This is a genomic window from Pseudomonas sp. FSL R10-1350, from assembly GCF_009600525.1.
Taxonomy (GTDB): domain Bacteria; phylum Pseudomonadota; class Gammaproteobacteria; order Pseudomonadales; family Pseudomonadaceae; genus Aquipseudomonas; species Aquipseudomonas helleri.
Map to the genome: position 1 here is coordinate 44469 of NZ_WIVR01000030.1, position 11657 is coordinate 56125.

Annotated in this window: 9 protein-coding genes and 1 pseudogene; 5 read left to right on the forward strand and 5 right to left on the reverse strand. The window is 58.7% G+C overall.

Annotated features, from left to right (window positions below):
- Positions 1-135 precede the first annotated feature (135 nt).
- The 3 genes from GHO25_RS14780 (at position 136) to GHO25_RS14790 (ending at position 2379) form a co-directional block, all read left to right on the forward strand.
- Positions 136-1353 (forward strand): SAM-dependent methyltransferase, encoded by a 1218-nt coding sequence (locus tag GHO25_RS14780; RefSeq protein ID WP_153350849.1) that lies wholly within the window; start codon positions 136-138, stop codon positions 1351-1353.
- 117 nt (positions 1354-1470) lie between these two features.
- A complete protein-coding gene (locus GHO25_RS14785) occupies positions 1471-2052 on the forward strand; it encodes a DJ-1/PfpI family protein (protein WP_048370625.1) in 582 nt (193 codons plus the stop codon).
- A gap of 15 nt (positions 2053-2067) precedes the next feature.
- Positions 2068-2379: a ribbon-helix-helix domain-containing protein gene (locus tag GHO25_RS14790; RefSeq protein WP_048370622.1), complete on the forward strand. Its 312-nt coding sequence runs from the start codon at positions 2068-2070 to the stop codon at positions 2377-2379.
- 136 nt (positions 2380-2515) lie between these two features.
- Here GHO25_RS14790 and GHO25_RS14795 read toward each other — a convergent pair whose 3' ends face one another.
- From GHO25_RS14795 to GHO25_RS14810, 4 genes are all read right to left on the reverse strand, one after another.
- Positions 2516-5068, reverse strand: a complete 2553-nt coding sequence (locus tag GHO25_RS14795; protein ID WP_153391102.1) for a TonB-dependent receptor — start codon at positions 5066-5068, stop codon at positions 2516-2518.
- Between the two features lie 123 nt (positions 5069-5191).
- Complete coding sequence (locus tag GHO25_RS14800) at positions 5192-6142, reverse strand: FecR domain-containing protein (protein ID WP_153391103.1); 951 nt, start codon at positions 6140-6142, stop codon at positions 5192-5194.
- A complete protein-coding gene (locus GHO25_RS14805) occupies positions 6139-6678 on the reverse strand; it encodes an RNA polymerase sigma factor (RefSeq protein ID WP_048370618.1) in 540 nt (179 codons plus the stop codon). The genes GHO25_RS14800 and GHO25_RS14805 overlap by 4 nt, the downstream gene beginning before the upstream one ends.
- Before the next feature lie 174 nt (positions 6679-6852).
- A complete protein-coding gene (locus GHO25_RS14810; protein ID WP_153391104.1) occupies positions 6853-7878 on the reverse strand; it encodes a DUF4917 family protein in 1026 nt (341 codons plus the stop codon).
- 148 nt (positions 7879-8026) lie between these two features.
- Here GHO25_RS14810 and yiaY point away from each other — a divergent pair, with 148 nt between their 5' ends.
- The gene (yiaY, locus tag GHO25_RS14815) at positions 8027-9175 is read left to right on the forward strand and encodes an L-threonine dehydrogenase (protein WP_048391502.1); all 1149 of its coding nucleotides are present in this window, start codon (positions 8027-8029) and stop codon (positions 9173-9175) included.
- A gap of 184 nt (positions 9176-9359) precedes the next feature.
- Here the strand turns inward: yiaY and GHO25_RS14820 are convergent, their stop codons facing one another.
- Positions 9360-10883 (reverse strand): fumarate hydratase, encoded by a 1524-nt coding sequence (locus GHO25_RS14820; RefSeq protein WP_048391500.1) that lies wholly within the window; start codon positions 10881-10883, stop codon positions 9360-9362.
- 348 nt (positions 10884-11231) lie between these two features.
- Between GHO25_RS14820 and GHO25_RS14825 the strand changes: the two are divergent.
- Positions 11232-11579 (forward strand): annotated as a pseudogene (locus GHO25_RS14825) (2Fe-2S iron-sulfur cluster-binding protein); the annotation flags it as partial.
- Positions 11580-11657: the final 78 nt, after the last annotated feature.

Genomic DNA, 11657 nt, shown 5'->3' on the forward strand with positions numbered 1-11657 from the left:
GGCCGGGGCACAGACGCGGTACATAGCTATGCACGGCCCGGATTGCGAAATAACCCCGTGCCCCCGGCCGTCAACACGCCTAAAATGGCGGCCATTGCGAATTCCTCTTCTGCACCCCTCGAGGCACCTTTTTAAATGTCAGTGACTGCTACCACCGCCCCGTCTGTGCCGGATCATCGTGCGCAATTTTTGAACCTGCTGGAAACCGGTCTGGCGCAAAACTCGTTTATCAAGCTGGTGCTGGCCAAATATGTCGGCCCGGAGGCCGAGTTGCAGCGGGTCATCATCAAGCAGGTCACGGTCAAGGATCAGCCTTGCCTGTCGTTTGTGTACCGCTACAAAACCCGTGACATCACCAAGAACTTTGCACTCGACGAGGCCGTTGCAACGATTGCCGGTCTGTTGCCCGAAGCGTTCAAAAACGCGCATCTGCTGACGCTGACCGACGAAGTGCAGCTGGAGTACAGCAAAAAAGGCAAAAGCTCGCTGTTTAAAGGCAAAAGCCAACAAGCGCGAGAAGTGCCGTCGGCTGAGCACAACCGTGAGAAAAATCGCTTTCTGGACCTGACACGGCCTTTTTTGGCGGACCTTGGCGTCACCAACAAGCAGCAAGAGCTGATCCCGGCGATGTCGCGCAAGTGGAAGCAGATCAACAAATTTATTGAGGTGTTTTCCCACGCCTTGAGCAGCTCGCCGCTCAAGCTCGATCAGCCGGTCAAAGTGGTGGATTTCGGTTCAGGCAAGGGTTACCTGACGTTTGCCATCCACGACTACCTGCGTCACAGCCTGCACGCTGAAGGCCTGGTCACCGGCGTTGAGTTGCGCGAAGACATGGTCACGCTGTGCAACAACGCTGCCCAGCGTCTGGAGCATCCGGGCCTGAGCTTCCAGCACGGCGACGTGCGCAGTTTTGCGCCGACCCCGATTGACGTGATGATCGCCCTGCATGCCTGTGACATTGCCACCGACTATGCGATTCACATGGGCATCCGTTCCGGGGCCGCGATCATCATGTGTTCGCCGTGCTGCCACAAGCAGATCCGCCTGCAAATCCAGAGCCCGGCGCTGCTCAAGCCGATGCTGCAATACGGCTTGCACCTGGGCCAGCAGGCCGAAATGGTCACCGACAGCCTGCGTGCGTTGTTCCTTGAAGCCTGCGGCTATGAAACCAAGGTGTTTGAGTTCATCTCGCTGGAACACACCAACAAAAACAAAATGATCCTCGCGGTCAAACGTGCCGAACCTCAAGACCCGGCGCAGTTGTTGGTGAAAATTCAGGAACTCAAGGCGTTCTACCACATTCAAGAGCACTGCCTTGAAACCTTGCTGCAGGCTGATGGCTTGTTGAAGTAAGCGTGCGCGAAGCGTCTGCTCGGGTACGTAGTAGTTGGCTATTACCCGTGCAGGCGCATAGGGTTTACCTTGGCTACTCTTATTGGCCCAAGGTCTTACCTGTAAGGAGCACGCACCATGGCGGCAAAGAAAATTCTGATTCTGGCTGGCGATTACGTCGAAGACTACGAAGTCATGGTGCCGTTTCAGGCGCTGTTGATGGTCGGTCACCAGGTGCATGCCGTATGCCCCGGTAAAACAGCTGGCCAGACCGTGCGCACCGCGATCCATGATTTCGAGGGCGACCAGACTTACAGCGAAAAGCCCGGCCATCTGTTTGCCCTGAATTTTGATTTCGACAAGGTCAAGGCCAGCGACTATGACGCGCTGGTGATACCGGGTGGCCGTGCGCCGGAGTATCTGCGTTTGAACGAAAAGGTTCTGGAGCTGGTGCGCGATTTCGACAAGGCGGGTAAACCGATTGCTGCGGTCTGCCATGGTGCGCAATTGCTCGCTGCCGCAGGCACGCTCAAAGACCGTGAATGCAGTGCCTACCCGGCCTGCGCCCCAGAAGTGCGTCTGGCGGGCGGGACTTACATTGATATCGACGTGACCAAGGCCCATGTGCAGGGCAATCTGGCCACGGCACCGGCCTGGCCAGCGCATCCGACCTGGCTGGCGGCTTTCCTGGGGTTGTTGGGCACCCGGATCACTTTGTAAGAAGAGGGCGTGACCATGTGTGAGCTCTATGTAAAAGCCGACCCGATCTTGTATGAATCGCGCTCGCGCTCATTGCGTATCTGTGGCGTGGTCACCACCTTGCGCCTGGAAAACCAGTTTTGGGACATTCTCACCGAAATCGCAGAAGCGGATGGCCTGACCACCAACCAATTGGTGGCCAAGCTGTATGAAGAAGTGATGGATTATCGCGGCGAAGTGGTCAATTTCGCGTCGTTCTTGCGGGTCAGTTGCACGCGCTATTTGAGCCAGCGCCGGGTACAAGCCCCGGAATTGACAGTGGTGCCGCGTAGCAGCGGGCATGCGTAGAAAGTCGGGGTGGTTGGTTTTGACGTAGCCTCGCAGGCTCGTCAACGACTACAGGTTGGGGGACATCGACAGGTCTGTAGGAGCGAGCTTGCCTCGCGATCTTTTAACGATGAAAAGATCGCGAGGTCGGGATGGCTCAGAAGAACCGCGTGATGCTGATTTTGGCGTTGCGGCCCTGGCTGTAGGCGTTGGCGCCGCTGAGCATCGGGCGATAGCTTTTGTTGAACATGTTGTCCAGGGTGAAGTTGACTTCGGTGCCTTTGAGGTACGGTTGCTGGGGTTTCCACTCAGCGAACAGGCCCTGCACGTTGTAGTCGTCGTTGGCGTATTGGTTGTAGTAGCTGTCCCCCAGAGCGGTCAACGGGCCTGGGCCGTATTTGTCGCTTGGCAGGCGGTCGGTCTTGCGCACGAACTCACCTTTCCAGCCCACGCGAGCATCGAGGCTCGGGATTTTGGTGCCCAGTACCGCAATCCATTTAGGTGCCGGAATGTCGCGCGCCCACACATCAGGCCCCCACGGGTTGGTGTAAGCACCTTCGTGTTTGCCGGTCATCCAGGCGTATGACAGCGATCCAAAAACGTAGGTCGAATCGTAGAAACTCTCAACTTCAAAGCCCTTGATGGTCACGCTGCCGATGTTGCGGTAGTTGGACATGGGCAGCATGCCTGCACATTCCTTGGACATGCCGCCTGCGGTGGTTTGTTGGGCACAGCCGACGCCGGTGGCCTTGAAGATCTCGTTGTCGATTTTGTTGCGGAACAACGTGGTGCGGATCAGCGCATGGTCGCTGTCGCTAAAAATATGATCGAAGTTGGTGATGTTGCCTGCACGCCAGCCGGTGATGCGCTCCGGGTCCAGGTCCAGGCTGGTGGTGGTGCGGTTGCCCGTGCCTTGCACTTCATACTGCTCATCAATCACCGGCGCACGCCAGGTTTTGCTGTAGTCGACAAACAAGGCGGTATTGGGGGTGACTTTCCAGAAGGCTGACAGCCGCGGCGACCAACCGGTGTAGGTCTGGTTGCTGTAGTCGTGGCCCAGTTCGGCCTGGTTATACAGGGGCGCGTCGTTTTCTTGGCCACGGTTGCGTACATGGTCGTAACGCAGCGACGGGGTCAGGGTGAAGTCGCCCCAGGTAATGGCGTCCTGAACATAGAAACTGTTGGTGTCGACTTTGCCCTTGGGCATAAAGCCCGGCTGGTAGTGGCCGTAGTTGTATTTTTCGGACTCGTAAATCCCGCCCGGCATCCACATGTCGACGTCGCGTTGATGCTTGCGCACTTGCACGCCGGTGGTCACCGCATGGTTCAACGGGCCGGTGGGGATCAGGCTGACGTTTTCGATCTGAAGCATGTTGTCGGTGTAGGCGGTGTCCATTTTGCGACCGCCGCTGGCAGGCTGGAAGAAGGCGTTTTCGCCGCGCTTGTCGGTCTGCTCGGTTTTGGAGTGCGAGAGCTTCACTTCCAGATCAATCAGCGGGTTGTTGACGGGCTGGTACTTGTATTGGCTCGTCCAGGTGTTGTCGATGGTCGAGCGGTTGGACAAGAATCTGCGGGTGGCGCCGTCATAGCCGTATTTATCGATGTTGGCCTGGGTGGGCGGGGCCGGGTAGCTGATCGCCGAGAAGGGCACCCACAGCGCGTTGTTCACATGGGAGTAGGTCATTCCCAGGCTGTGTTCTTCGTTGAAGTGCAGGTTGACCTTGAGCAGTTGCGCGTCCAGGTCCTGGGCGGTATTGGGCAGGCGCTTGGGGTTGACCGGGTAATTGTTGTTCGGGTCGGGCATGCGGCCTGCCAGCTTCATGTCGTCGCCGTCGCGCTTGGTGTAATACACCAGCGCATCGGCGCGGCCATCGTCGGTGCGCCCGTACACGGCGCCGCTGTACACCTGTTGGTGGTCGTTGCTGCTATAGCCGTACTTGAGCATGCCGCCAGTGTTTTTGCCGTCTTCGAGCAGGTCCGGAGCATCTTTGGTGATCATGCGCACCGCACCGGCAAAGCCGCCATTTCCGGTGCGCACGTCGTGGGGGCCTTTTTCGACTTCGAGGCGCTTGATCAGCTCGGGCTCGACAAAAATTGTGCCTTGCATGTAGCGCTCAAAGCCGCTTTTGGTCGCACCATCGACGGTCAGTTGCACGTCTTCGGCTTCGCCCAGGCCCCATATATTGATGGTCTGGCCGCCAGGTTTGAGCGAGCCGCCGAGGTAGATGCCGGGCAACGTGGACAGCAGGCTCGGGATGTTGTTGGCCTGGTAGCGGTTGATTTCGGTCTGGGTCATGGTCGACTTGCCGACGTTGCTGGAGTCGACCTCGTTACCGCTGCCCACCACGCTGAGCGCGCCGAGTTCGAGGCTGTTGCTGGTGGTGGTGCCTTGCTCTTTGGGCTGCACCACGTAGGTTTTGTCGACCAGGATCAGGTTGAAATCGGTGTCTTTGAGCAGTCGCTGGATGGCGTCTTGCGGGCTGTAGTCGCCGCTCAGTGCCGGGGCTTTGATGTTGCGCAGCAGCGCTTCGTCGAACAGCAGGGCGATGTTCGCTTGTTGCGCGATGTCACTCAACGAACTGGCCAGCGATTGCGCAGGCAGTTGCAACTGGATCGAGTCGGCTTGGGCATACAGGCTGAACGTCATGCACGCGGCGAGCAAGGTCGGGCGGGTGCACAAATACGAGAAGTGATGTGGTGCGCGAAACATGAAATCCCCCAGAGCGGCAACAAAGGCCAAAAAAAAGGCGTGCGTTAGCAACGCAGACCGGAGGAAGACGCGGCAGGCATGAAAAACCACATATGCGAATGCAAAATATTCGCAGTTGTTTTTTTAGCGCGGTTCGATACGGATTTTTCCGCTGTCCAGCAGCACGGTTTTCACCGGGATCAGGGCGGGCAGGGCTTTGACCAGCGCCAGTGGGTCGGCGGTATTGAGGTTGCCCGAGACTTTGTAGTGCTCGAGCGGCCCGCTCGCCAATTCAATGACCCCAGGGCGATACAGATCCAGTTCATCCACCAGGCTGGCCAACTCGCGATTGCGAAAGGACAAGTGGCCACTGCGCCAATTGCCCACTTCATTGGCATTCAACGTGTGCGTTTGCAGGGTGCCTTTGGCGTAGTCATAGGTGGCTTGTTGTTGGGCGCCGAGCAAGGTCGCGGTGTTGGCATCGGGCATAAATGCCACCTGGCCATGGGCGACGCTGACTTCCAGTTGGCGCTGGCTGCGACGGACATCAAAGCCGGTGCCCACCACTTTGATCTGCGCGTCACCGGCATGCACCACCAGCGGATGCTCTTTGTTGGGCGCCACGTCGATGTAGAGCTGGCCTTGTTCCAGGTAAATGTTGCGCACCTGAGCGGTGAAGTCGATTCGCAGCTGGGTATTGGCGTTGACGTTCAGCGTGCTTCCGTCGGGCAGCTGCAGGGTTTTTGCCCCTTCGCGGTACGTGGCCACTGGCTGCTGATAAAGCGCCACCGGCGTGCCTAGGTTGAGGGCGAAGAGGGCGCATACAATCGCGGCCGCCGTGGCCACGGCGAAGCCGTAACCGGTGCGTGAAGGTTTTTTGACGGGCAACGGCACGGGCTTGTTCAGGTGTTCAAGTTCACCCAGGTCGGCCCACAAGGCTTCGAATTCGGCGTAGGCCCGGGCATGCGCCGGGACCGCGTGCCAAGTGCTGAACGCAGGGTCTGCGGGGGCGTTGTGCGCGTCACGGTTACGGGTAAACCACAGGGCGGCTTGCGCGTCGATGCTGTCGGTGTCGCTTGTGTGAAAAGGGCTCATTTTGGCTGTTCCTTGCCGCTATCCCGGTGTAAATGCTGCTTGCAATGCAACAAGGCAAAGGCAATGTGTTTTTCCACCATGCTGACGGAGATCCCCATGCGTTCGGCTATCTGTGCCTGACTCAAGCCTTCAAAGCGGTGCAGCATAAGGGCTTCGCGGCGTCTGGGCGAGAGTTCGGCGAGTACGCTTTTGAGTTGCTCAAGGCGTTGCAGGCGCTGGGCAGCGGCCATGGGCTCATCCCTCTCGTCGCTTAAAGGCTCGGTTGCCGGTTGCAGGTGCTCGCTGTGTGCCTCATGGCGTACCTGCTGCCGACGCCAGTGATCGCGCAGCAGATTGCGCGCCACCTGGAACAGAAACGCCCGCGGTTGCTCGACGTTGGCCCGGTCCTGATAACCCAGCCATTGCGTGAACACATCTTGAGTCATGTCAGCGGCATCGCTGGCGTTGTCAGTACGCTTGCGCAGGAAGTGCAGAATTTGCGTATAGAACTCGCGAAAGGATTCGGCCGCCAGCGGGTCGGGTTTGAGGCGAGACATGTACATCCCTGTAGGAAAACGGAGCAATAAGACGCGAATGGTATCGAGAATTATTGCTATTTGTCTCGTTTTATTACCGATGTCTCTGAATCCTGTAGTCGCTGCCGAGGTACGAAGGCTGCGAAAGATCAAAAGATCGCGAGGCAAGCTCGCTCCTACAGTTGTGATGAGGGGTTACACCTCTACCGGGACTGAATGTTTGCTGGAGCCGAGCGGGTGAGTTTTTGAATTATAGAAACGCAATGTCAGCTTTTTGTCGGCAAATAGCGCCGCGTAGTGGTTTTTCTGGAAGCGGATAAACGCTTCGCTGCGCGGGTAGATCGAGATGCACAGGGTTTTCAGCGGTGCCTGGCGCAGGGCGTTGATCAGGTGCTGGTCTTGCTCGCTCAAGCTGTGGCCAAAGAGGCACAGCGCGTCTTTGTGGGTCATCAGTTGTTCGTGGCAAAAGCTCAGGTAGTCGCAGTAGCGAATGGATTTGCGCTTGTCATCACTGCTGCCTTCGCTGACAAACAGCGGCACATCATCCAGGGCGCTGATCGAATGGTTGACCGCAAAGCTGCTGAGCAAGGTGGCTTCGTCTGCGTTGAGTTTGCGTGCCTTGCCTTCCTGGTTTTTTACCAGGTGCATGGCGCCGTGCAGGTACAGCACCCGCGTGGCTTTGCCTTTGCCCAGGGCGTAGCCCAACTCAAAGGTGGCGCTTGGGGTGTCGAACAGGTCATTGAATTGCTTGGGCGCCTGCATCACCGCCCATGGGGTGAGCAGGTCGTAGTTGGAGCAGTACACGGTGGCGTAGCGAGCCAGTTCCTGCTGCCAGCAGCGCAAGGTGTCGGCCTGCATCAAGCGCCACGGGATGTGCACATCCTGGGTGCAGTTGATCAGGGCTTCTTTGATCGCGTAATAGCGTTTGCGCGGCGAGGCCGAGCTGATCGCCAGCGCTTTGTTGACCTTGCTCGCGGTTTTCAGGGCGCTGAGCACGTGTTCGAAGTTGCGCGTGCCCAAGGCGTCAAACACGCTGAGTTCGGTCTGGCTCAGGGGCTTTTCGCTGACGCTTTTGGCTTTCTCAAACAATGAGTCGTAATAAAAGTCATGCCACACGGCCATGCTCGCGCCGTTACCCAGCAGCAACCCGCTGCAAGGCTGGCTGGCGCTGAGCGTGTTCCAGTCTTCTAGTTCGGCATCAAATTCCTGGAAGGGGGTCATGTCTATTTGTGTCTCGATACTGGGGCGGTGCGGGACTTTATCACGCCCAACCGTTGAGCCAAGTCAAGATCTGCGCCATTTGATTGGAGGAAGCTACCCCCACCGACACAACAAGCGTTGCGGGCAGTGCCCGCGCTGAGGACTCTCGATGACCAGCACCTTTTTCATCCCTGCGGTAAATATCATGGGCAACGGCTGTCTGGACGAAGCCATGGCCGCGATTCGCAATTATGGCTTTCGCAAGGCGTTGATCGTTACGGACGCAGGGCTGGCCAAGGCCGGGGTGGCGACGTTGATTGCTGAAAAGCTGGCGTTGCAGGACGTGCAATCGGTGATTTTTGACGGGGCCAAGCCGAACCCGAGCATTGCTAACGTCGAAGCCGGTTTGAAAGTCCTCAAGGAGCACGCGTGTGATTTCGTGGTGTCACTGGGCGGCGGCTCGCCCCATGACTGCGCCAAGGGCATTGCCCTGTGCGCCACTAACGGTGGGCATATTCGTGACTATGAGGGCGTCGATCAGTCGGCCAAGCCGCAACTGCCGCTGGTGTCGATCAACACCACGGCCGGCACGGCCAGTGAGATGACGCGTTTTTGCATCATTACCGATGAAGAGCGCCACGTAAAAATGGCCATTGTCGACCGTAACGTGACCCCGCTGTTGTCGGTCAATGACCCTGAATTGATGGTGGCGATGCCTAAAGGCCTGACTGCCGCCACTGGCATGGATGCCTTGACCCACGCCATTGAAGCCTATGTGTCGACGGCGGCCACGCCGATTACCGATGCCTGTGCGATCAAGGCCATGGAGCTGATCAGCCAGAACCTGCGTCAGGCGGTGCGTGACGGCAAAGACCTGGTAGCGCGTGAAAACATGGCGTATGCGCAGTTCCTGGCGGGTATGGCGTTCAACAACGCGTCGTTGGGTTTTGTGCATGCCATGGCGCACCAGTTGGGCGGTTACTACGACCTGCCGCACGGTGTGTGCAACGCCGTGTTGCTGCCCCATGTGCAAACCTTTAACGCCAATGTCTGTGCGCAGCGCCTGACGGACGTGGCACACGCGCTGGGCGCCGACGTGCGCGGCCTGAGCCCGGAAGAGGGCGCACAGGCGGCCATTGCGGCAATTCGTACTTTGGCCAAGGACGTAGAAATCCCGGCAGGCCTTCGTGATCTGGGCGCCAAACTGGATGACATCCCGGTCCTGGCCACCAATGCGCTGAAAGATGCGTGCGGCTTCACTAACCCGCGCAAGGCTGATCAGGCGCAGATTGAAGAGATCTTCCGTAACGCGTTCTAAGCGCAGGGCAGGTTTGGACTGTTGAAAACCTGTGGGAGCGGGCTTGCTCGCGATGGCATCGCCGCAGTTCATCAGGCAAACCGTATCGCTTGAATCGCGAGCAAGCCCGCTCCCACAAGGAGGCGCGCATAAAAAAACGGCCGGGTTATTCACCCGGCCGTTTTTGTGTCTGGCGTGGATGTGCTTATTGCACTTCTACGGCCAGGCTGTCGTGGATCTTTTGTTGCCAGATCGCCGGGCCGGTGATGTGCACCGACTCGCCTTTGCTGTCGACTGCCACGGTCACTGGCATGTCTTTAACGTCGAACTCGTAGATCGCTTCCATGCCCAGTTCGGCAAACGCCACCACGCGCGATTTTTTGATCGCCTGGGCAACCAGGTAGGCTGCACCGCCCACGGCCATCAGGTACACGGCTTTGTGTTCCTTGATCGCTTCGATGGCAGTCGGGCCGCGCTCGGATTTACCGATCATGCCCAGCAGGCCGGTTTGATCGAGGATCTGGCGGGTGAATTTGTCCATCCGCGTAGCGGTGGTCGGGCCTGCCGGGCCAACCACTTCGTCGCCTACCGGATCAACCGGGCCAACGTAGTAGATGAAGCGGCCTTTGAGGTCGACCGGCAAGGTTTCACCCTTGTTGAGCATTTCGACCATGCGCTTGTGCGCCGCGTCGCGACCGGTGAGCATTTTGCCGTTGAGCAATACGGTTTCGCCCGGCTTCCAGCTTTGTACGTCTTCCGGGGTCAGGGTGTCGAGGTTGACACGGCGGGCCGACGGGCCGGCTTCCCAGACGATTTCCGGGTAGGCGTCGAGCGGCGGCGCTTCGAGTTCGGCAGGGCCGGAACCGTCGAGCACGAAGTGCGCGTGGCGGGTGGCCGCGCAGTTCGGGATCATGCACACCGGCAGGGAAGCGGCGTGGGTCGGGTAGTCCATGATTTTAACGTCGAGCACGGTGGTCAGACCGCCCAGGCCCTGGGCGCCGATGCCCAGTTGGTTGACCTTCTCGAACAGCTCGATACGCATCTCTTCGATACGGTTGCTCGGGCCGCGCTTGATCAGGTCATGAATGTCGATGGACTCCATCAACACTTCTTTGGCCATCACTGCCGCCTTTTCAGCCGTGCCGCCGATGCCGATGCCGAGCATGCCCGGTGGGCACCAGCCCGCGCCCATGGTCGGAACGGTCTTGAGCACCCAGTCAACGATCGAGTCGGACGGGTTGAGCATGGCCATTTTCGACTTGTTCTCGGAACCGCCGCCCTTGGCCGCCACGTCCACTTCCACGGTGTTGCCCGGGACGATGGAGTAGTGGATGACTGCCGGGGTGTTGTCCTTGGTGTTGCGGCGAGCACCGGCCGGGTCGGCCAAGATGGATGCACGCAGGACGTTTTCTGGCAGGTTGTACGCGCGACGCACGCCTTCGTTGATCATGTCGTCCAGGCTCATGGTGGCGCCGGTCCAGCGCACATCCATGCCCACACGCACGAACACGGTGACGATGCCGGTGTCCTGGCAAATCGGGCGGTGGCCGGTGGCACACATGCGCGAGTTGATCAGGATTTGCGCCATCGAGTCACGGGCCGCTGGCGATTCTTCGCGCAGGTAGGCTTCGTGCATGGACTGAATGAAGTCAACGGGGTGGTAGTAAGAAATGAATTGCAGGGCGTCAGCAACGCTCTGGATCAGATCGTCTTGCTTGATCACGGTCATGGGTCGCGCTCCTCTATAAGACGGGAACATTCAATCAATAAGGTGTTTGCGACCTGGGTGTTTCGGTCTGTCGTAAACAACTTGAGAGATGTACCGGGCACGCATGACCGGTACAAAAAAGGCGCGGCAGTATAACCCGCCCCTGTCTTTGTTACACCTGCTGAGGGCCAAACGAAAGTAGGGGGCGTCGTAGCAGTTGCCGTAGGCTACGTCCGGCGGCGAAGCCGTCGTAGAATCCCCTACCGCGGTACCTCAGTTACACCGCACACTCAGGTTTTACGATCGCTTCGCGATCGGACGTAGCCTTCGGCAACTGCTACAGATTCAACTGCTTACAGGAGGCCAGAAGTGCCCGAGTTACACGTCGCTGACAAACGCTGGTCAGTTGCTGATGGCTGCAATTTGCTGGATGCCTTGAATCAGGCAGGCGTGTCTGTGCCTTACAGTTGCCGGGCGGGCAGTTGCCATGCCTGTCTGGTGCGTTGTGTGCAAGGTGAGCCGCATGACCTCAAGCCCGAGGCGCTGAGCCGTGCGCAGCGCGAGCAAGGCTGGCGCCTGGCGTGCCAGTGCCAAGTGAGCGCTGACCTGCATATAGAAGCCTTTGACCCGCAACGCGACGGCCTGCCCGCCGAGGTGGCGGCAGTCGACTGGCTCAGCGCCACGGTGTTGCGCCTGCGCTTGGGGGCGCAGCGCCCGGCAGGGTCGAAAAAGCCAGACACTACATTGAAAATTCTCTGGCCGGGCTGACAGCTTCGTGGGAAATGATCCCGGGAC

Bases quoted from the DNA above. Each gene is read 5' to 3' on its own strand.
- GHO25_RS14805 (WP_048370618.1), bottom strand. From the start codon at position 6,678: ATGTCTCGCCTCAAACCCGACCCGCTGGCGGCCGAATCCTTTCGCGAG.
- GHO25_RS14795 (WP_153391102.1), bottom strand. From the start codon at position 5,068: ATGTTTCGCGCACCACATCACTTCTCGTATTTGTGCACCCGCCCGACC.
- GHO25_RS14780 (WP_153350849.1), top strand. From the start codon at position 136: ATGTCAGTGACTGCTACCACCGCCCCGTCTGTGCCGGATCATCGTGCG.
- GHO25_RS14820 (WP_048391500.1), bottom strand. From the start codon at position 10,883: ATGACCGTGATCAAGCAAGACGATCTGATCCAGAGCGTTGCTGACGCC.
- GHO25_RS14790 (WP_048370622.1), top strand. From the start codon at position 2,068: ATGTGTGAGCTCTATGTAAAAGCCGACCCGATCTTGTATGAATCGCGC.
- GHO25_RS14785 (WP_048370625.1), top strand. From the start codon at position 1,471: ATGGCGGCAAAGAAAATTCTGATTCTGGCTGGCGATTACGTCGAAGAC.
- GHO25_RS14810 (WP_153391104.1), bottom strand. From the start codon at position 7,878: ATGACCCCCTTCCAGGAATTTGATGCCGAACTAGAAGACTGGAACACG.
- GHO25_RS14800 (WP_153391103.1), bottom strand. From the start codon at position 6,142: ATGAGCCCTTTTCACACAAGCGACACCGACAGCATCGACGCGCAAGCC.
- yiaY (WP_048391502.1), top strand. From the start codon at position 8,027: ATGACCAGCACCTTTTTCATCCCTGCGGTAAATATCATGGGCAACGGC.